Raw genomic sequence first — 18,967 nt, 5'->3', positions numbered from 1 at the left:
GCCCCGACGGCGACGGAGTGTCACTGAAAGACTGCGATTCGTAACCACCGGTGAGTTCAACCCGTTGGAGGGGGCATGGGCTTCACGATCGGCGGCATCAGGGACATCCGGTCCGGCTCACGCCGGCGCGGCCGCACCTCGGAGTGCACCGCGGTGGCGGAGTACACAGGACTCTGGGGCTGGGACGTCGTTCCCGGCGCGCGGGCGGCGGGCGGGCAGTGCTCCTGCGGCGACCCGGGCTGCGCCGCACCGGGCGCACATCCACTGGACCTCAGCCCCGCCGTCCCGGCGGGCGCCACGCTCGACGACGCGACCACGGCGTGGGCGGGGGTGCCCGGCGCGGCGGTGCTGCTCCCGGTGGGCCGCAGCTTCGACATCATCGACGTCGCGGAAGCGGCGGGCCGGCGCGCGCTGGTCCGGCTCGAACGGATGGGGCTCCCGCTGGGCCCGGTCACGGCGACCCCGGCCGGCCGGGCGTACTTCTTCGTGGCGCCGGGCGCCGCGGCGGAACTGCCGGAGCTGCTCTACCGGATGGGCTGGGACGACGCCGGGCTGGACCTGCGCTGCCTGGGCCGGGGCGCGTATGTCACGGCCCCGCCCTCGGAGATGGGCGGCCTGGGCCCGGTGCGCTGGCTCCGTCCCCCGTCCCTGGACACGGCGGCGGACCCGCCGGAGGCCAGGCTCCTGCTCGGCACCCTGGCCTACATCTGCCACCGTTTCGCGCCGTAGCCGCGGGGTGGCGGTGCGGGGCCCGGGGTGGGTGGGGGTGGCGGGGACCGGTCCACCGCCCCACCACTCCACCACGCCGGACAGCCCCGCCCTCGGAGGATCAGTCGCCGATCAGCGCGTCCACGAACGCCTCGGGCTCGAACGGCGCCAGGTCGTCCGGGCCCTCGCCCAGCCCCACCAGCTTCACCGGTACGCCCAGCTCCCGCTGGACCGCGATCACGATGCCGCCCTTGGCCGTGCCGTCCAGCTTGGTCAGCACGATGCCGGTGATGTCCACGACCTCCGCGAACACCCGCGCCTGCACCAGCCCGTTCTGCCCGGTCGTGGCGTCCAGGACGAGCAGCACCTCGTCCAGCGGACCGTGCTTCTCCACGACCCGCTTGACCTTGCCCAGCTCGTCCATCAGACCGGTCTTGGTGTGCAGCCGGCCCGCCGTGTCGATGAGGACGACGTCCGCGCCCTCCGCGATGCCCTCCTTGACGGCGTCGAAGGCGATCGACGCCGGGTCACCGCCCTCGGGGCCGCGTACCGTACGGGCGCCGACCCGCTCGCCCCAGGTCTGCAGCTGATCCGCGGCGGCCGCGCGGAACGTGTCCGCCGCGCCCAGCACGACCGACCGGCCGTCCGCGACGAGTACCCGCGCGAGCTTGCCGGTCGTCGTGGTCTTGCCGGTGCCGTTGACCCCGACGACCATCACGACGGCCGGGGTGTCGAGACCGCTCTCGGTCTTCACCGCGCGGTCGAAGTCCGTGCCGAGGAGCTGGACGAGCTCCTCCTTGAGCAGTGTGCGCAGCTCATCGGGCGTACGCGTGCCGAGCACCCGTACCCGCTCGCGCAGCCGGTCGACCAGCTCCTGGGTCGGCGCGACGCCGACATCCGCGACGAGGAGGGTCTCCTCGATCTCCTCCCAGGTCTCCTCGTCGAGGTGCTCGCGCGACAGCAGGGTGAGCAGCCCCTTGCCGAGGGAGTTCTGCGAGCGGGCCAGCCGGGCGCGCAGCCGGATCAGCCGGCCCGCGGTGGGCTCGGGGATCTCGATCGCCGGGGCGGGCGGCTCGGCCACCACCGGATCCTCGACGGCCACCGGCGTCCCGGCGGCGTCCGGGAGGCCGACCTCCTCGATGGTGCGGCGCGGTTCGTCGCGCGGCGTCTCCGCCTCGTCACCGACGTGCGGCTCGGCGGGCGGAGCTGTGATGGTCGGCGTACTCGACGGTGCTGAGGGCGGCAGCTTCTTCTTCTTTTTGCGGCTGCCGACCACGAGCCCGCTGATCGCGCCGACCGCGACCAGGGCGATGACTACAACAAGGATGAGGATTTCCATAACGCTCCCAGTATCAGCCACGGCCGGGATCAGCCACCCTTCCCCACGTGGGTCGCCGCCAACCGCAGCGTGCTGTTGCTCACGACGGGCGCCGGCCTGATCGTCACAGAGCCTGATCGTCACAGAGCCGGCTAGCCCATCTGCTCCAGCGTCTTCCCCTTGGTCTCCTTCACGAACAGGAGCACGAAGGGGATCGAGAGCACGGCGAAGCAGGTGTAGATGATGTACGTGCCCGAGAGGTTCCACTCGGACAGGCTCGGGAAGCTCGCGGTGATGGCCCAGTTGGCGATCCACTGCGCCGCGGCCGCGACACCGAGCGCGGCCGCGCGGATCGTGTTCGGGAACATCTCGCCGAGGAACACCCAGACGACGACCCCCCAGGACAGTGCGAAGAAGAGCACGAAGACATGGGCGGCGATGAGGGCGACCGTGCCCTCGGTGCTCGGCAGCTTGCCGTGGACGAGAGGCGCGGAGAACGCCCAGGCCTCGAAGGCCAGCGCGATGGCCATTCCGGTGGAACCGACCAGGACCAGTGGCCTGCGGCCCACCCGGTCCACCAGGACCATCGCGATCACGGTGCCGATGATGTTGACGATGGACGTCGTGAACGAATAGAAGAACGAGCTGGACGGGTTGATGCCGACCGACTGCCAGAGCGTCGCCGAGTAGTAGAAGGCGACATTGATGCCGACCAGCTGCTGGAAGAGCGAGAGGCCGATTCCGATCCACACGATGGGCAGGAAGCTGAAGCGGCCGCCCAGCAGGTCCTTGAAGGTCGACTTGTGCTCGCGGCGCATCGCGAGCTCGATCTCCGCGACGCGGGCGTCCAGGTCGACGTCCTTGCTCTCGACCTCCGCGAGCACCTCCTTCGCGCGGTCCTCGCGGCCCACGGAGATCAGGAAGCGCGGCGACTCGGGGATCGCGAAGGTCAGCAGGCCGTACAGCAGCGCGGGAACGACCATCACGCCGAGCATCCACTGCCAGGCCTCCAGCCCCAGGAGGTCGCCCCGCTGATCGCCGTCCGCGAGTTCGAGGATGGCGAAGTTCACCAGCTGCGAGATGGCGATACCGATGACGATCGCGGCCTGCTGGAAGGAGCCCAGCCGGCCGCGGTAGGCGGCCGGGGAGACCTCGGCGATATAGGCGGGACCGATCACCGACGCCATGCCGATCGCGAAGCCGCCGATGATCCGCCAGACCGCGAGGTCGTAGATGTCGAAGGGCAGCGCGGAGCCGACCGCGCTGACGGTGAAGAGGCCCGCGGAGATCCGCATACAGCGGATACGGCCGATCCGGTCGGCGATCCGGCCCGCCGTGGCGGCTCCGATCGCACAGCCGATCAGCGCGATGGCGATGACCTGCGCGAGGGCCGCCGAGCCGATGTCGTACTTGCTCCTGATGGCCTGGACAACGCCGTTGATCACCGAACTGTCGTAGCCGAAGAGGAAGCCGCCCATCGCGGCCGCCGCCGTGATGAAGACGACATGGCCGAGATGGTCCGGCTGGACCGCCCGCCCTCCGGACGGCGGCACCTGCGCTGTGCTGGTCACATGGACTCCTGGGGCCGCCCGGCGGCGTTGCCGGGCGTGGGTCGGCGAGCCCCTCAAGTGCCGCATACCTTGCCGTCAGCCACCACTTTTGCCGTCAGCCACCCTTCGGGGTGTCAGCGCAGCCGCTGGCTGATGACCTTGGACACCCCGTCGCCCTGCATGGAGACCCCGTACAGCGCGTCCGCGACCTCCATCGTCCGTTTCTGATGCGTGATCACGATCAGCTGGGAGCTCTCCTGCAGCTCCTGCATGATGCGGATCAGCCGCTGGAGGTTGGTGTCGTCGAGCGCCGCCTCGACCTCGTCCATCACATAGAACGGGCTCGGTCTGGCCTTGAAGATCGACACCAGCAGCGCCACGGCTGTCAGGGACCGTTCGCCGCCGGAGAGCAGGGACAGCCGCTTGACCTTCTTGCCCGGCGGCCTGGCCTCGACATCGACGCCCGTGGTGAGCATGTGGTCGGGGTCCGTGAGGATCAGCCGTCCCTCGCCGCCGGGGAAGAGCCGCGAGAAGACCCCCTCGAACTGCCGGGCCGTGTCCCGGTACGCCTCGGTGAACACCTGCTCGACCCGCTCGTCGACCTCCTTCACCACCAGCAGCAGATCGGCCCGTGTCTTCTTCAGGTCCTCAAGCTGTTCGGAGAGGAACTTGTGCCGTTCCTCCAGCGCCGCGAACTCCTCAAGAGCGAGCGGATTCACCTTCCCGAGCTGCTGATACGCCCGTTCGGCCGACTTGAGCCGCTTCTCCTGCTCGGCGCGCGCGTACGGCCTGGGCTGGTTTCGCGGATGCTCCGGGTCGTCCGGCAGCACCTCCCCCTCGGCGGCCGGCGACGGCGCCACGAGCTGGTCGGGACCGTACTCGGCGATCAGTCCCGCCGGCTCCACCCCCAGCTCCTCCAGGGCCTTCGCCTCCAGCTGCTCGATCCGCAGCCGCTTCTCGGCGCCGAGCACCTCGCCGCGATGGACGGAGTCGGTGAGCTTGTCCAGCTCGCCCTTGAGCTCGCGGCCCTGGTTCCGCTCGGCGACCAGCTCCCGTTCGCGTTCGGCCTTGGCCGCCTCGGCCGCGACGCGCTCGGCCTCGGCCCGTACGACCGACACCTCCACGTGGGCGAGCAGTTGGCGGGCGCCGGCCGCGACGGCCCCGGCGACCTGGGCCTCGTGGCGCAGCCGTGCGCGCCGCTGCTCCGCGCGGGCCCGCGCCTCGCGCTCGGCGCGCGCCGCCCGGTCGAGTGCCTCGGCCCGTCCGGCGAGCCCCTTCACCCGCTCCTCGTGGGTACGGACCTGGAGCCGGGCCTCCATCTCGGTCTGCCGGGCATTGGCCCCGTCGGCGGCGAGCCGGTCGCGTACGGCGGTGTCCGGCTCCTCCTCCACCGGAGCCTCCTGCGCGACGAGCAGCCGCTCGGCCAGCTCCTCCGCCTCGGCGGTGGCACGCTCCAGCGCGTCCTGGGCCTTGGCGGCGGCCGCGGCCGTCCGCTCGGCCTCCCCCGCGGCGCCGCGGGCCTGCCCGGAGAGCCGCCCCAGCCGCCCCGACACGGCGGACTTCTCCCGGTCGGCGGCCCGGCGCCGCTCTCCCAGCTCCTCGACGAGCGCGGCGCATTCGGCCCGCCGGCCGGTGGCCCGGTGCTGCGCCTCGGCCAGCTCCTCGCACCGTACGGCGAGCTCCGCCAGGCCGGCGGCGGCCTCGTCGACGGAGGCCTGCACCTCCAGCAGACTCGGCGCCCCCGCAGAACCGCCCTGCGCGAAGTGCGCCCCGAGTACGTCGCCCTCGACGGTCACGGCGATGAGCGTGGGTCGCGCGGCAACCAGATCCTCGGCGTCCTCCAGCGTCCCGACGACGACCATGTCCCGCACGAGGCGCCGGACGGCGCCCATCAGCGCGCCCGGTCCCCGCACGAGATCCATCACATACGGCGCGGAGCCGCCGACGACGGCGGTGCGTACGGCCCGGTCGGCGGCGGTGGACGTCCCGTCGGACTGCTGCGCGCCGCCCTGGCCGGGCACCGCGCCGACCGGGCCCGTCGCCCGGCCCGGCACCCCGCCGGCCTGGCCGGGCTCGGCCCGGCCGGGCGCCCGGGTCTCGTCGCCGGCCTGCGCCGGCACACCGCCGTCCGGCGGGCCGTCGCTCAGCAGCAGGACCGCGCGGCCCGCGTCCTGTTTGCGCAGCAGGCGCAGGGCCTCCGCCGCCGTCGCGGGACCGGAGACCGCGACCGCGTCGGCGGCCGCCCCCAGCGCCGCCGCCACCGGGATCTCGTAGCCGGGGGTGACGGTGAGGAGTTCCGCGGCCGGGCCGAGCAGGCCGGAGAGACGGTCCCGGGCGGCGAGCAGCGCGCCCGTGCCGTCCTTGCGGCGCAGGCCCAGGGCGAGCGCCTCGCGGCGGGCCGCGAGAGCCGCGCGTTCGCGTTCCGCCGTGGTGGCGGCCTCGCGCGCCGTGCTCAGGGCGGCCTCCGCGTCGGACAGCGCGCGCCGGGCCGTCTCGTACCGCTCGCCCAGCTCGTGGTCGTCGGCGTCCAGAGCGTCGACCTCGGCCTTGAGCTGCTCGTACTCCTCCTGCGCGGCGGCCGCGCGCTCCCGCGCCTCGTCCCGGGCCGCGGCCAGCCGGCCGATCTCGGCCTGGGCCGAGGCGGCCCGGCTGCGGGCCGCGTTGACCTGGCCGTTCAGCCGGGCGAGGCCCTCACGCCGGTCGGCGATGGCGCGGGCGGCGTCCTTCAGCCGGCGCTCCTCCGCGGCCAGCTCGCGTTCCAGCTCGGCTCGGTGCGCCGAGGTGTCCTCCAACGCGTGCTCGGCCGCTTCCAGCGCGGCCTCCAGCTCCGCTTCCTGCTCGCGGATCCGGGCGGCCTCGCGTTCCATGTCCTCGGGGTCGCGGCCGCGCCGCTCGTCCGCGGGGGCCGCGGTGGCGCTCTTCACCCGCGCGTCGGCCAGCGAGATCGTGCCGCGTACCCGCTCGGCCAGCTGCGACAGCTCGTACCAGGTCTGCTGGGCTCTCTGGAGCCGCGGCGCGAGCCGCCGTACCTCGTCCTCCAGCTCCGCTTCCCGCGCCAGCGCCGCTTTGAGCCGGCCCTCCGCGGCCTCCTTGCGCTGCTTGAGCGCGGCCTCGTCGGCGATCTCGGTACGGAGCGCCTCGCGCAGCCGCACCAGGTCGTCGGCGAGCAGCCGCAGCCGGGAGTCGCGCAGGTCGGCCTGGATGACGGCGGCCCGCCTGGCGACCGCGGCCTGCCGCCCGAGCGGCTTGAGCTGGCGGCGCAGCTCATCCGTCAGGTCCTGGACACGGGCGAGATTGGCCTGCATCGCGTCCAGCTTCCGCAGCGCCTTCTCTTTCCGCTTGCGGTGCTTCAGAACCCCGGCCGCCTCCTCGATGAAGGCTCTGCGCCCCATCGGATCGGCGTGCAGTACGGAGTCGAGCTGGCCCTGCCCGACGATGACGTGCATCTCGCGGCCGATTCCGGAGTCGGACAGCAGCTCCTGGATATCGAGCAGCCGGCACGTGTCGCCGTTGAGCTGGTATTCGCTGCCGCCGTTGCGGAACATGATCCGCGTAATGGTGACTTCCGCGTAGTCGATGGGCAGCGCGCCGTCGGAGTTGTCGATGGTCAGGGAGACCTCGGCGCGGCCGAGCGGCGGCCGCCCGGTGGTCCCGGCGAAGATCACGTCTTCCATCTTGCCGCCGCGCAGCGATTTGGCACCCTGTTCGCCCATGACCCAGGAGAGCGCGTCCACCACATTGGACTTGCCGGAGCCGTTCGGGCCCACGACACAGGTGATTCCGGGCTCGAAGCGCAGCGTCGTGGCGGAGGCGAAGGATTTGAATCCGCGCAGGGTCATGGCCTTGAGGTGCACGCCGCCGGACTCTACCTCGCTCACATCGGCCGTCGGCGGTTTCACCCATGAACGCGCAGGGCACATCAGACGTTAGGAAAGGCGTAGTAGCGCCAACAATGCTTCGTACAGCGGAAGATGGAAAGAAAGAAGGGACGCCGAAGCGTCCCTTGCATATCTTGCGAGAGTGTTTCTCACCTGACCCCGACGGGGGCTGTCATCAGGTGAGCGCGGGCTCCGCCTGAGGTACGTCAATGTCGATGCTGTCGAGCAGCGACGACTCTCGAGGGTGCTGTGCGACGGCAGCGTTCAGCGAGTCATTCTCGGACTGGATCCGTACGAGCTCGGATTCGAGGTCCTGGACACGCTGCTGAAGCCGTCGCATCTCGGCGAGGAGTCGCGGGTCGGAACCGCCGACATAACCGAGAAGCGCCTTTGCCATGATGGATGGTCCTCCACAATGAGTGACCGACCGGATGCGGTGTGGGTCGTGAGGGAAATCGCACCCGCGGTGCCTGGCAGCGCTTGTTCATCACTGCGGTTCTTACTGCCAAACAGCTGAGGTGCGCGGGGATTCCAGAGTCTCACCAAAAAGTTTGACGGTCAACACGATCACAGCCCGCACGGCGGGGCGGCCCGGGGGCGCACGGCCGCTACGGGCGCGGCGCCGTCTCTCTCACAGGGCCCTGCGGGCGCGGAGATCATCGTTAACGGGGCAGCCTGGCACGACTCGCCGTTCTTGGCAACCACCAGGTCACCGCTGGCATGCGCATGTGCCCGCGGCATTCCGGCGGCCCTCGGCGTCTCCTCGAACGGCGGACGAGTCAGCGGATCGCGAAGCTCTCGTATCCACCGCGCGGGGTGTCCCAGATCTCAGTGACTCCGTCTACGCGCCCGGGTGTGTCGTCGGAGCGCAGCCATTCCAGCAGGCGGTGGCAATTCTCACCCGGCCCCTCGGCGACGATCTGCACCCTGCCGTCGTCCAGATTGAGGGCGAATCCGGTGAGGCCGCCGATCTCCAGAACGTTTTCCCTGGTGAACCAGCGGAAGCCCACTCCCTGCACTCGGCCGCGCACCCACGCCGTGAGTCGTACATCTTCTTTCATGCACGCAAGCTAACCGGCCAATTGCTTACAGGCCCGGGCGGCCCCACCCCTCATGCCGTACAGTCCGGTCGCAATGACCTTCACTCTTTCGAGTGAAACACGCTGTCGTCGAGCATGAGGAAGGCACCGAGATGGGACGCCATCGACGATCCGCCGAGGTACCGGCCGCTGACGATCACGCGGACGGTACGGCAGGCCGGCACCGGGGTGGTGCGCGCCGCAAGAGACGGGTCGTCGCCCCCGTACGTACCGGACTGCTCGGGGTCTCCGCGGCCATGGCGGTGGGCGCTGTCGCCGTAGCCTCGGGTCTGCTGCCCGGCGGCGGCAACCAGTACACGGTAGGCGGCGGCCCCGGCGGCCAGGTACGCACCGAGGGCGCACCGGAGCTGCAGCAGCAGGGCGGCTCGTCCGCCGAGCCGACGAGGGAGACCTCGTCGTCCCCGAGCCGCAGCGCCGAGCGGACCACGGCACCGGAGAAGTCGGCCTCAGCCACTCCGACGAAGGCGTCCGCCACTCCCTCGAAGCCGTCGAAGACCTCCGCGACGGCGCCGAAGCCGCAGCGGAGCGAGACCCGGTCCAGCGAGGCTCCGGCGCCCTCGCAGACCACCACGCGCGCCGTCGAGACGCCCTCCGCGCCGAGCTCCGCCGAGGCGGCGGTGCTCACGCTGGTCAACGAGGAGCGGGCGAAGGTGGGCTGCGCCCCCCTGCAGGCCGACGCCGGTCTGGGCGGGCTCGCGCAGGACTTCAGCGACGACATGGCGGCGCGCGGCTTCTTCGACCACACCGACCCCGACGGAAAGACGCCCTGGGACCGCGCCGACGCGGCGGGCGTCACGGGCCTGGGTGGCGAGAACATAGCCCGCGGGCAGGCCACCGCGCAGGCGGTGATGGACTCCTGGATGAACAGCGAGGGCCACCGCGCGAACATACTGAACTGCGACTACACCCGGCTCGGCGTCGGTGTCCACACCGGCTCCGGCGGCCCCTGGTGGACGCAGGACTTCGGCTTCTGAGGGCGCTCGGGACCTCGCGCACCCGCCCGGAGCGGGAGCGTTACGAGACGTGCGGCAGTCGCGAGGGGCGCTGGCAGCGGGGGCAGAAGTAGCTGGAGCGGTTCATCCAGGGCCGCCTGCGCATGGGGGTTCCGCAGCGGCGGCACGGCTGGTCCTCGCGTCCGTACGCGTCCAGCGACCGGTCGAAGTATCCCGACTCGCCGTTCACATTGACGTACAGGCTGTCGAAGCTGGTGCCGCCGACCTCGAGGGCGGCGGTCATCACGTCCCGTACATGACCGAGCAGCTCGACGGAGCGCGGCCGGGTGAGGGTCGCGGTGGGACGCTCGTAGTGGAGCTTGCTGCGCCAGAGCGCCTCGTCCGCGTATATGTTGCCGACGCCGCTGATCAGGGACTGGTCGAGCAGCGCGCGTTTGACGGTGGTACGTCGCAGCCGCAGCGCGGTGTGGAAGGCGGCCTCGTCGAATTCCGGGTCCAGCGGGTCGCGGGCGATGTGCGCGATGACGTCCGGCAGCCCGTCCGGGGTGTTTCCGTGGAGTGAGAGCCCGCCGAACGTGCGCTGGTCGACGAAGCGCAGCTCGGTGCCCAGGTCGTCCGCGAAGCGGATACGGATCCGCAGATGCTTCTCGTCGGGCGCGGTCCCGGGCTGGACCAGGAGCTGGCCGCTCATCCCGAGATGGCCGAGGATCGAGGAGTCGGTATCGGCGAGGGGCAGCCAGAGGTACTTGCCGCGCCGGCGGGCCGCGCCGATGGTGTGGCCCGTGAGCTGGGCCGCGAAGTCCGCGCCGCCGGCGACATGGCGCCGTACCGCGCGCGGATGCAGCACCTCGGTCTCGGCGACCGTCCGGCCGCTGACCCAGCGTTCGAGTCCACGCCGGACGACTTCGACCTCGGGCAGCTCCGGCACGGGGACTCCTCAGGACAGCACTGCGGGGAACGGGAGACGCCCCTCACGCCGGACGACGACGCGAGGGGCGCACCAGGAAGGAGAGCACGGACGGTCAGGCGTTGGCCGCGTCCGCGGGTGCCGGATCCGACGGGGCCGAAGGGGTGTCGGTGACCTCTTCGGTGACCGCTTCGGTTTCGACGGCGGACTTCTCCGCCGCTTCCCGCTCGTCCGCGGCGGCCCGGATGGCCCGCCACGCGGACTCCGCCGCCTGCTGCTCCGCTTCCTTCTTGCTGCGGCCGGTGCCGGTGCCGTACGAGACACCACCGACGCGGGCGGCAGCAGTGAAGGTTTTCTCGTGGTCGGGGCCGGTCTCCGTGACGAGATACTCGGGTACTCCGAGCGTCTCCGCCGCGGTGAGTTCCTGGAGACTGGTCTTCCAGTCCAGGCCGGCGCCGAGGTTGGAGGACTTCTCGATCAACGGGTCGAAGAGCCGGTGCACCAGCTCGGACGCCGCGTCGAGGCCCTGGTCGATATAGACAGCGCCGATCACCGCTTCAAGGGTGTCGGCGAGAATGGACGCCTTGTCCCGGCCGCCCGTGCCCTCTTCGCCCCGGCCGAGCCGGATGAAGGAGCCGAGTTCGAGGCCGCGGCCCACTTCCGCAAGCGCACGCGAGTTGACCACCGCGGCCCGCAATTTGGCCAGCTGGCCTTCAGGCAGGTCGGGGTGGGTGCGGTACAGCGTGTCCGTGACCACCAGGCCGAGCACGGAATCCCCGAGGAATTCGAGGCGCTCGTTGGTGGGCAGGCCGCCGTTCTCGTACGCGTACGAACGATGGGTCAGCGCACGCACCAGAAGGGCGGACTCGAGCTGATACCCGAGCCGCCCTTCCAGAAGCGTGTGGGACGAGGCTGTACTGACATTGTCTGTCTGCTTCTTGGCATGGGACAGTTCAGACATCGAGCCTCTCACCAGCCGCTCAGACCTCGAGGACCTGGCGCTTGTTATAGGTGCCGCAGCTCGGGCACGCGATGTGCTGGAGCTTCGGCTCCTGGCAGCGCTCGCACGCAACCAGGGTGGGGACCGCAGCCTTCCACTGCGACCGGCGGTGGCGCGTGTTGCTGCGCGACATCTTCCGCTTCGGAACAGCCACGGCTACTTCTCCTGCTTCTCGTCGACGCCCGCTTCGGCGCCGCCCATGTTGTCCTTCTCGCCGTCCTTGACGGTCTCGGCGAGTCCCTGCAGTGCCGCCCAACGGATGTCGACGGCGTCGTGGTGGTGGTCCGGGTTCTCGTCCAGCCTGATCCCGCATTCGGAACACAGGCCGGCACAGGTCTCCCGGCACACCGGCTGCATCGGCAGTGCGAGCACCACCGCATCACGCAGCACGGGCTCGAGGTCGAACAGGCCGTCCTCGATGTAGAGCGTGTCCTCGTCCTCGGCGTCGTCGGCCGGCTCCGCGCGAGGGCGGCCCCGGTCATCGGCGTCGTGGTACGAGAACATCTCCTGGAAATCCGCCGACAGCTCCTGGCTCAGCGGCTCCAGACACCTTACGCACTCCCCCTCGACCGACGCACGGGCGGTGCCGGTGACGAGCACTCCGTCCATGACCGATTCGAGGCGGAGGTTCAGCTCCACGGGCGCGCCCTCGGGCGTTCCGATGACGTCCGCGATCCCGAAATCCTTGGGGGCGGGCGCCGAGCGGGTCAGCTTCCGGAGCGCACCGGGACGCCGCCCCAGCTCGTGCGTGTCGAACACGAGGGGGTTGCGATGGTCGAGGCGCGCGTTCAGAGCTGTTCCCGCTTTCCGATCGTGAGGGGGGCCGCCACCGTCGCGGAAGCGAAGCGGGCAGCCGGGGCCGCGGACATACACGCGACCGAAGAGCCAGGGTACTGGACCGGCCGCCATAGACCCAATCCGGTCCTCCCCGGCGGCCTGCCTGTGTCGGTCAGCGCCCCTGCTCGTACCGGCGCAGCTGATCGAGGTCGATCATGCTGGTGTCGAAGAGGCTGGTCTCGTCGAGGGCGCTCTGCGGGTCGGGGGCCGGGGGCAGCGCCTGCTGCTGGGGCTGGGCCCCGGGCTGCTGCTGCCAGTCGTAGGTCGCGGCGTAGCCCTGGTTCTGGTCCTGCCCGTAGCCCTGCTGCTGGTACGCGTACGGGTCCTGCTGCTGATAGCCGTACGCGTCCTGCTGCTGGTATCCGGCGTAGCCGGCCTCGGCGTACGCGGGATCCGGGTATCCGCTACCCGCGTACCCGGCCTCCGGGTAGCCGGTGGCGGGCTGCGGGTTCTGCGGGTAGGCGGGGTCGGCGTACGGCTGCTGGGCCGGAGCCGCCGTGGCCGGGGGCTGAGGCGCCTGGGGCTGCTGCTGCGCCGGTACGGGGACCTGGGCGGCGTCGCGCGGGGTCTCGGCGAGGCCCGCCAGATAGTCCGCGTCGCTGCCGCGCCCCTGCGGGCCCGCCGCGTCCTGGGCCGCCATGTGCGCCCCCAGCTCGTCCGAGGTGGTGCGGCCGTGCAGTTTCTGCCGGCCGCGGCCCACCGCGTCGAGCGTCTTGGAGAGGACCGCCTCGAAGGCACCGAGCTTGGCGTCGACGTAGTCGTCGGCCCGCCGGATCAGGGTGTCGGGGTCGGCGCTGTACTCGGGGGCGTCGTCGTCCTCGGCGGCGCCGTATCCCTGTTCGTCCTGGCCCGGGCCGCGGCCGAGCAGCTTCTCGCGGCCCCGGTCGACGGAGCCGATGGTCTTGGTGAGGACGACCTCGAAGTTGGCCAGCTTGGAGTCGACGTAGTCGTCCGCCTCGGCGCGGATCTCCTCGGCGTCCCTGCGGGCCTCGGCGAGGATGCGGTCCGCCTCCTCCTGGGACCGGCGGGCGATGGCGGTGTCGGAGGTCAGCGTGGAGCGCTGGGCGTGCGCCGCCTGGACGATGCGCTCCGCCTCCTGGCGGGCCTGCTCGGCCAGCTGCTGATGGCCGCCGATCAGCTCCTGGGCCTGCGCCAGCGAGCCCGGGAGCGCTTCCCGTACCTCTTCGAGCATCGCGAGCAGCTCGGCGCGGTTCACCACGCAGGACGCCGACATGGGCATGGAGCGGGCGCTGCCCACCGTGTCGACGATCTCGTCGAGCTTCTTCTGCACGTCCACCGTGTGCTCGCCACTCTCTCAGCTGGTTTGGAGACGGACGCAACGACTGTACGGCCAGTTCGAACCCGTCCGACACCGGATGACGGGCAGTCAGTTCCTCAGCGCTCGCCGAGCCGCTCCACGAGCGCCGTGTGGACGGCCGGGGGCAGCAGGTGGGAGACGTCTCCGCCCCAGGTGGCGACCTCTTTGACCAGGGAGGAGGAGAGGAAGCTGTAGGTGGGGTTGGTGGGAACGAACAGGGTCTCGACGCCCGAGAGCCCGTTGTTCATCTGGGCCATCTGCAGCTCGTAGTCGAAGTCGCTGACGGCGCGCAGGCCCTTCACGATGGCCGGGATGTCGCGCTCCTTGCAGAAGTCGACGAGCAGGCCGTGGAAGGACTCGACCTCGACATTGCCGAATTCGGCGGTGACCTCGCGGATCAGCGCGATCCGCTCCTCGATCGTGAACAGTCCCTTTTTGGACTGATTGATCATCACCGCGACATGTACGACGTCGTACAGCTTGGAGGCGCGGGCGATGATGTCGAGATGTCCATTGGTGATGGGGTCGAAGGACCCCGGACAGACGGCGCGGCGCAACTGAATTCCCTCGCTCTCCGGTCCGGTCATGGTGCGTCTTCGCACGTAGAGGCGGCGCGACCGTACCAAAGCGTCCCCTCGCCGTAGCGACGGGACCGCAGTGGTTCGAAGCCGTCCGGCCAGCCGAACTCGCCGCCCCTGGTGCTGCGTTCCACGGTGGCGACGGCATCGCCGCTGAGCCAGCCCTGCGAGCGGAGTGTGAGCAGGATCTCCCGAAGATCGTCATCGGTTACGGCGTACGGCGGGTCGAGAAACACCAGGTCGTACGGGGTGTCGGGGGCCTGACCCGTGACGATCTGCTCCGCCTTGCCGGTACGGACCTCGGCGCCGGGCAGACCGAGCGTCCGGACGTTCTCGCGGACGATCCGGGCGGCGCGGGCGTCGGCCTCGACGAGCAGGGCGTGCGCGGCGCCGCGGGAGAGCGCTTCCAGGCCGACGGCGCCCGAGCCGGCGTACAGATCGGCGATCCGGATGCCGTCCAGGGTGCCGAGGATCGACTCCCAGCTGGAGAACAGGCCCTCGCGCGCGCGGTCGGAGGTGGGGCGGGTGCCGTTGCCGGGCGGGACGGCGAGGCGGCGTCCGCCGGCCGCGCCGGCGATCACGCGGGTCATGGGTGTCGGGTCCTCGGTTCGTGGGCGGGGGGTCGGGTGCTCCACCCACGATATGGCGTACGCCCCGGCCGGGCCCCCGCGGCCTCGGGCGCGTCAGCCCTTGTCGAGGTACTGCTCGCGTTCCGTGTCCAGCAGCGCGTCCAGGGCCGTCCGCAGCTCCGGGTAGCCCGCGAGCCCGGGATCCTCGCCGACGACCGCGACGGCCTCCTCGCGGGCGGCGGCGATGACCTCCTCGTCCTCGATGACCGCGAGCATCCGCAGCGAGGAGCGCACCCCGGACTGGGCCTGGCCGAGGACATCGCCCTCGCGGCGCTGTTCGAGGTCGATACGGGACAGCTCGAAGCCGTCGAGGGTGGCGGCGACCGCGCCGAGCCTGGCCCTGGCGGGGCTCGCCTCCGGCGCGTCGGTGACCAGCAGACAGAGGCCGGGGGCGGAGCCGCGGCCGACCCGGCCGCGCAGCTGGTGCAGCTGGGAGACGCCGAACCGGTCCGCGTCCATGATCACCATCGCGGTGGCGTTGGGCACGTTCACCCCGACTTCGATGACCGTGGTCGCGACGAGCACATCCACCTCGCCCGCGCCGAAGCGGCGCATCACGGCGTCCTTGTCGTCGGGCTGCATGCGTCCGTGCAGGACCTCGATACGCAGCCCCTGGAGCGGCCCCCCGGTGAGCTGCTCGGCGACCTCCACGACGGCGAGCGGCGGCCGCTTCTCGGCGTCCTCCGCGGCCGGCTTCTTCTTCGCCTTCTCGTCCTCGTCGTCCCCGATGCGCGGGCAGACGACATACGCCTGATGGCCCTTCTCGACCTCCTCGCGCACCCGCTCCCAGGCGCGGGCGAGGAAGTGGGGCTTGTCCTGGGCCGGCACCACATGGCTGGCGATCGGCGAGCGCCCGGCGGGGAGCTGGTCCAGGACGGAGGTCTCCAGGTCGCCGAAGACGGTCATCGCGACCGTGCGGGGAATGGGCGTGGCCGTCATGACCAGCAGATGCGGGGGCTGCTTGCCCTTGGAGCGCAGGGCGTCGCGCTGCTCCACCCCGAAGCGGTGCTGCTCGTCCACGACGACCAGGCCGAGGTCGTGGAACTGCACCTTGTCCTCGATCAGGGCATGGGTGCCGATCACGATCCCGGCCTCGCCGGTGACCAGATCGAGCAGCGCCCGCCGCCGCGCGGCCGCGCCCATGGAGCCGGTGAGCAGGACGACCTTGGTGGCGTGCTCGGCGCCGCCGAGCATCCCGCCCTGGGCCAGCTCCCCCATCATCTCCGTGACCGAGCGGTGGTGCTGCTGGGCGAGGACCTCGGTGGGCGCCAGCATGGCGGCCTGGCCGCCCGCGTCGACGACCGCCAGCATGGCCCGCAGCGCGACGAGCGTCTTGCCCGAGCCGACCTCGCCCTGGAGCAGCCGGTGCATGGGGTGTTCGGTGGCGAGGTCCGCGAAGATCTCGGCGGTGACCTTCTGCTGGCCGTCGGTGAGGGTGAACGGCAGCTTGGCGTCGAAGGCGTCGAGCAGCCCGCCCGCCACCGGCCGGCGTGGCACGGCGGGAAGCTGGGCGTCGGCGTGCCGCCGCCGGGCGAGCGCGACCTGGAGGACGAACGCCTCGTCCCACTTGAGGCGCTGCCGGGCGTCCTCGATGTCCGCCCTGGTCTCGGGCCGGTGGACCTTGAGCAGCGCTTCGGGCAGCGAACCGAAGCCGCGCCCCGCACGCAGCGCGGGCGGCAGCGGGTCGACGGCTTCCGCGGCCCTGGGCAGGACCGCGTCGACGGCCTTGGTGATCTTCCAGGACTCCAGCCCCTTGCAGGCGGGGTAGATGGGGATCAGCTTGCCCGCGAAGGCGTCCACGGCGTCCTCGCCGCTGTCCGTGCCCAGCGGCACATACGTGGGGTGCGCGAGCTGGAGCTTGCGGTTGAAGACGGAGACCTTGCCGGCGAACATCCCGCGGCTGCCCGGCGGCAGTTCCTTGTGCGGCTTGTGGATTCCTCTGCCGAAGAAGACCAGCTGGAGCCGGCCGCTGCCGTCGGTGAGGGTGATCTCCAGGCGCTGGCCCCGGCCGTGGTTGAACGTCAGCACCCGGGAGTCGGCGACCTGGGCGACCACGGTCACGTCCTCGTCCAGCGGCAGTTCGGCCAGCTTGGTCAGCTGGCCGCGCTCCTCGTACCGCCGCGGGTAGTGGTGCAGCAGATCGCCGACCGTGTGCAGGTCGAGGTGTTCGGCCATCACCTTCGCGGTGGCGGGGCCGAGCGTCTTCTTGAGAGGTTCATCCAGCGCGGACACGCGATCCATTGCACACCACACCACTGACACCCGTCGCGCACCCCCGGATCTTCGCAGGTCGCAGCCGTGCCGCGGACGGGGCTCGGCGCCGTCTACTCGACGCCGATGAGCAGTGGCACGGACTGCCGGCCGCCCCGGTAGACCATGGTGTCGACCGCCAGATGCCCGTCCCGTACGTAGATCTCCAGGCGTTCGGCGAGGGTGTCCGGCACATCCTCGCCGATCACCAGCGTCACCAGTTCGCCGCCGGCCGCCAGCATCCGGGCGAGCACGGCCTCGGCGGTGGCGGCGAGGTCGGCGCCGATCACCGCGACATCCCCGTCGATCAGCCCCAGCACATCACCGGCCTGGCAGATGCCCGCCATGGTCCAGGACTGCCGCTCGGCGACGGCCAGTTCGGCGTAGCGGGTGGCCCCGGCCGCGGAGGTCATCGCCACCACGTCCTCGTCGAAGCGCCGGTCCGGCTGGTGCACGGCGAGCGCGGCGATGCCCTGGACGGCGGCCCGGGTCGGGATGAGGGCGACCCGTACCCCTTCGCTGCGCGCCTGTTCGGCGGCGGCGGCCGCGGTGTGCCGCAGCGTCGCGTCGTTCGGCAGGAGCACCACCTCGCGGGCGTGCGCGCGCCGGATCGCCTCGACCAGCTCGCCGCTGGCGGGCGGCTCCCCGGGGCGCGCGAGGACGGTCGTCGCGCCGGCCTCGGCGCACAGTCCCGCGAGCCCTTCGCCGGGGACCACCGCGACGACGGCCCGCTGGACCTGCTCCCGTGGCCGCTCGTCGGCGGAGGCACCGGCGGCGGCGGCCGGGGCATCGAAGTGGGTGATCCGGATGCGGTACGGACGCCCCGCCTCGACACCGGCCTCCACGGCGGCTCCCGCGTCGTCCACATGGACGTGTACGTTCCACAGCCCGTCGCCGCCGACGACGACCAGCGAGTCGCCGAGACCGTCGAGCCGGTCCCGCAGCCGTGCCACGGCGCTGTCGTCCGCCTCCAGCAGATAGATCACCTCGAACGCGGGACCGCCCTCGGTCGCGCGCGACCCGGCCGACGGCTCCTCGTACCGGCGGTGGCCCGTCGGGAAGGCGGCCGGCGTCTCGCCCGTGAGGGACTGCACCAGCGCTCCGAGGACCGCGAGCAGCCCGCGCCCGCCCGCGTCGACGACGCCCGCACGCCGGAGCACGGCCAGCTGGCCCGGGGTGGCGTCGAGTGCGGCGCGTGCGCCCGCGTACGCCGCGCGTGCGACGGCCGCTCCGCCGGCCGCCGTACGCTCCGCCGCGAGGGCCGCGTCCGCCGCCGCGGCCGCCACGGTGAGGATCGTTCCTTCGACAGGATGTGCGACGGCCTCGCGGGCCAGTTCGGCGGCCCGCCGCAGCGCCGGGGCGAGAGCGTCCGCGTCGCCGGGCGCCCGCGCCGCGAGCACCTCGGCCATCCCGCGCAGCAGCTGCGCCAGGATCGTCCCCGAGTTCCCCCGGGCCCCGATCAGCGCGCCGTGCGCCATGGCCCGTACGGCATCGGCGGGGGCGGGCACGGAGGCACCGGTCTCGTGCGCGGCGAAGACCGCCTCGACCGCCTGCACCGCGGACTCCACGGTCAGATAGAGATTGGTGCCGGTGTCGCCGTCCGCGACCGGATAGACGTTGATCGCGTCGATCTCCTCGCGCTCCCGGCCGAGGGCCTCCAGCGCCAGCGAGCACCAGCTCCGCACCGCTGCGGCGTCGAGGGTCTGCGGCACCTGATGGTCCTCCTTTGAGCGGCCCGGAAGCGGGCTGCACGCAGGGTAGCCCCCGGGCCCGGAGGGGGCGGGCGGACAGCCGCGCGGGACGGGGACGGGAATCGCCATGGTAGTTTCGTTGTACCGAAGCAGGGGTTGTATGCTGCTCCGGTTGCCCGATGAAAGTCGGGCCATTCCCCCCGGCAACGCCGCATCAGTCATTGATTCCGGCACGCCGGATATCTCTGTA

The 18,967-nt window shown here is 71.6% G+C and carries 16 protein-coding genes; 2 read left to right on the top strand and 14 right to left on the bottom strand.

Annotated elements, in window-relative coordinates; translation table 11 throughout:
- Nucleotides 1–75: 75 nt before the first annotated feature.
- Nucleotides 76–729 (top strand): bifunctional DNA primase/polymerase, encoded by a 654-nt coding sequence (locus ACZ6MZ_RS06985; RefSeq protein WP_469350276.1) that lies wholly within the window; start codon nucleotides 76–78, stop codon nucleotides 727–729.
- 100 nt (nucleotides 730–829) lie between these two features.
- Here the strand turns inward: ACZ6MZ_RS06985 and ftsY are convergent, their stop codons facing one another.
- The 5 genes from ftsY to ACZ6MZ_RS06960 all read right to left on the bottom strand — a co-directional run bounded on the left by ftsY (nucleotide 830) and on the right by ACZ6MZ_RS06960 (nucleotide 8,515).
- Nucleotides 830–2,047 (bottom strand): signal recognition particle-docking protein FtsY, encoded by a 1,218-nt coding sequence (gene ftsY / locus ACZ6MZ_RS06980; RefSeq protein ID WP_389946719.1) that lies wholly within the window; start codon nucleotides 2,045–2,047, stop codon nucleotides 830–832.
- Nucleotides 2,048–2,178: 131 nt separating this feature from the next.
- Nucleotides 2,179–3,597, bottom strand: a complete 1,419-nt coding sequence (locus tag ACZ6MZ_RS06975; RefSeq protein WP_469350273.1) for a sugar porter family MFS transporter — start codon at nucleotides 3,595–3,597, stop codon at nucleotides 2,179–2,181.
- 113 nt (nucleotides 3,598–3,710) lie between these two features.
- On the bottom strand, nucleotides 3,711–7,430 hold the full coding sequence (locus ACZ6MZ_RS06970) for a chromosome segregation SMC family protein (RefSeq protein ID WP_469350271.1): 3,720 nt from the start codon (nucleotides 7,428–7,430) through the stop codon (nucleotides 3,711–3,713).
- 199 nt (nucleotides 7,431–7,629) lie between these two features.
- Nucleotides 7,630–7,851 (bottom strand): hypothetical protein, encoded by a 222-nt coding sequence (locus ACZ6MZ_RS06965; RefSeq protein WP_384184594.1) that lies wholly within the window; start codon nucleotides 7,849–7,851, stop codon nucleotides 7,630–7,632.
- A 382-nt stretch (nucleotides 7,852–8,233) separates the two neighbouring features.
- The gene (locus ACZ6MZ_RS06960; protein WP_384184592.1) at nucleotides 8,234–8,515 is read right to left on the bottom strand and encodes an acylphosphatase; all 282 of its coding nucleotides are present in this window, start codon (nucleotides 8,513–8,515) and stop codon (nucleotides 8,234–8,236) included.
- 131 nt (nucleotides 8,516–8,646) lie between these two features.
- Between ACZ6MZ_RS06960 and ACZ6MZ_RS06955 the strand changes: the two genes are divergently transcribed.
- Nucleotides 8,647–9,528 (top strand): CAP domain-containing protein, encoded by an 882-nt coding sequence (locus tag ACZ6MZ_RS06955; RefSeq protein ID WP_384184802.1) that lies wholly within the window; start codon nucleotides 8,647–8,649, stop codon nucleotides 9,526–9,528.
- 40 nt (nucleotides 9,529–9,568) lie between these two features.
- Here ACZ6MZ_RS06955 and mutM read toward each other — a convergent pair whose 3' ends face one another.
- The 9 genes from mutM to ACZ6MZ_RS06910 form a co-directional block, all read right to left on the bottom strand.
- Entirely contained in the window at nucleotides 9,569–10,435 is an 867-nt protein-coding gene (gene mutM / locus ACZ6MZ_RS06950; RefSeq protein WP_469350269.1) for a bifunctional DNA-formamidopyrimidine glycosylase/DNA-(apurinic or apyrimidinic site) lyase, read from the bottom strand.
- A 94-nt stretch (nucleotides 10,436–10,529) separates the two neighbouring features.
- Complete coding sequence (rnc, locus tag ACZ6MZ_RS06945) at nucleotides 10,530–11,375, bottom strand: ribonuclease III (protein WP_384184586.1); 846 nt, start codon at nucleotides 11,373–11,375, stop codon at nucleotides 10,530–10,532.
- Between the two features lie 19 nt (nucleotides 11,376–11,394).
- The gene (gene rpmF / locus ACZ6MZ_RS06940; RefSeq protein ID WP_030753522.1) at nucleotides 11,395–11,568 is read right to left on the bottom strand and encodes a 50S ribosomal protein L32; all 174 of its coding nucleotides are present in this window, start codon (nucleotides 11,566–11,568) and stop codon (nucleotides 11,395–11,397) included.
- Between the two features lie 2 nt (nucleotides 11,569–11,570).
- Complete coding sequence (locus ACZ6MZ_RS06935) at nucleotides 11,571–12,206, bottom strand: YceD family protein (RefSeq protein WP_384184799.1); 636 nt, start codon at nucleotides 12,204–12,206, stop codon at nucleotides 11,571–11,573.
- 157 nt (nucleotides 12,207–12,363) lie between these two features.
- On the bottom strand, nucleotides 12,364–13,548 hold the full coding sequence (locus ACZ6MZ_RS06930) for a cell division initiation protein (RefSeq protein ID WP_469350266.1): 1,185 nt from the start codon (nucleotides 13,546–13,548) through the stop codon (nucleotides 12,364–12,366).
- A 98-nt stretch (nucleotides 13,549–13,646) separates the two neighbouring features.
- The gene (coaD, locus tag ACZ6MZ_RS06925) at nucleotides 13,647–14,126 is read right to left on the bottom strand and encodes a pantetheine-phosphate adenylyltransferase (protein WP_384184797.1); all 480 of its coding nucleotides are present in this window, start codon (nucleotides 14,124–14,126) and stop codon (nucleotides 13,647–13,649) included.
- Nucleotides 14,127–14,152: 26 nt separating this feature from the next.
- The gene (gene rsmD / locus ACZ6MZ_RS06920) at nucleotides 14,153–14,737 is read right to left on the bottom strand and encodes a 16S rRNA (guanine(966)-N(2))-methyltransferase RsmD (RefSeq protein ID WP_384184580.1); all 585 of its coding nucleotides are present in this window, start codon (nucleotides 14,735–14,737) and stop codon (nucleotides 14,153–14,155) included.
- A 93-nt stretch (nucleotides 14,738–14,830) separates the two neighbouring features.
- A complete protein-coding gene (gene recG / locus ACZ6MZ_RS06915; RefSeq protein WP_469350264.1) occupies nucleotides 14,831–17,017 on the bottom strand; it encodes an ATP-dependent DNA helicase RecG in 2,187 nt (728 codons plus the stop codon).
- Nucleotides 17,018–17,100: 83 nt separating this feature from the next.
- A complete protein-coding gene (locus ACZ6MZ_RS06910; protein ID WP_469350262.1) occupies nucleotides 17,101–18,846 on the bottom strand; it encodes a DAK2 domain-containing protein in 1,746 nt (581 codons plus the stop codon).
- Nucleotides 18,847–18,967 lie beyond the last annotated feature (121 nt).

Source organism: Streptomyces sp. NPDC042201 (assembly GCF_055582185.1).
The sequence above is the reverse complement of the archived record's forward strand: the minus strand, read 5'-3'. Positions and strand labels throughout refer to the sequence as shown.

Coding starts and splice junctions, on each gene's coding strand:
- ACZ6MZ_RS06985 (WP_469350276.1), top strand. CDS start 76: ATGGGCTTCACGATCGGCGGCATCAGGGACATCCGGTCCGGCTCACGC.
- ftsY (WP_389946719.1), bottom strand. CDS start 2,047: ATGGAAATCCTCATCCTTGTTGTAGTCATCGCCCTGGTCGCGGTCGGC.
- ACZ6MZ_RS06965 (WP_384184594.1), bottom strand. CDS start 7,851: ATGGCAAAGGCGCTTCTCGGTTATGTCGGCGGTTCCGACCCGCGACTC.
- ACZ6MZ_RS06960 (WP_384184592.1), bottom strand. CDS start 8,515: ATGAAAGAAGATGTACGACTCACGGCGTGGGTGCGCGGCCGAGTGCAG.
- ACZ6MZ_RS06955 (WP_384184802.1), top strand. CDS start 8,647: ATGGGACGCCATCGACGATCCGCCGAGGTACCGGCCGCTGACGATCAC.
- rnc (WP_384184586.1), bottom strand. CDS start 11,375: ATGTCTGAACTGTCCCATGCCAAGAAGCAGACAGACAATGTCAGTACA.
- rsmD (WP_384184580.1), bottom strand. CDS start 14,737: ATGACCCGCGTGATCGCCGGCGCGGCCGGCGGACGCCGCCTCGCCGTC.
- recG (WP_469350264.1), bottom strand. CDS start 17,017: ATGGATCGCGTGTCCGCGCTGGATGAACCTCTCAAGAAGACGCTCGGC.
- ACZ6MZ_RS06910 (WP_469350262.1), bottom strand. CDS start 18,846: ATGGCGATTCCCGTCCCCGTCCCGCGCGGCTGTCCGCCCGCCCCCTCC.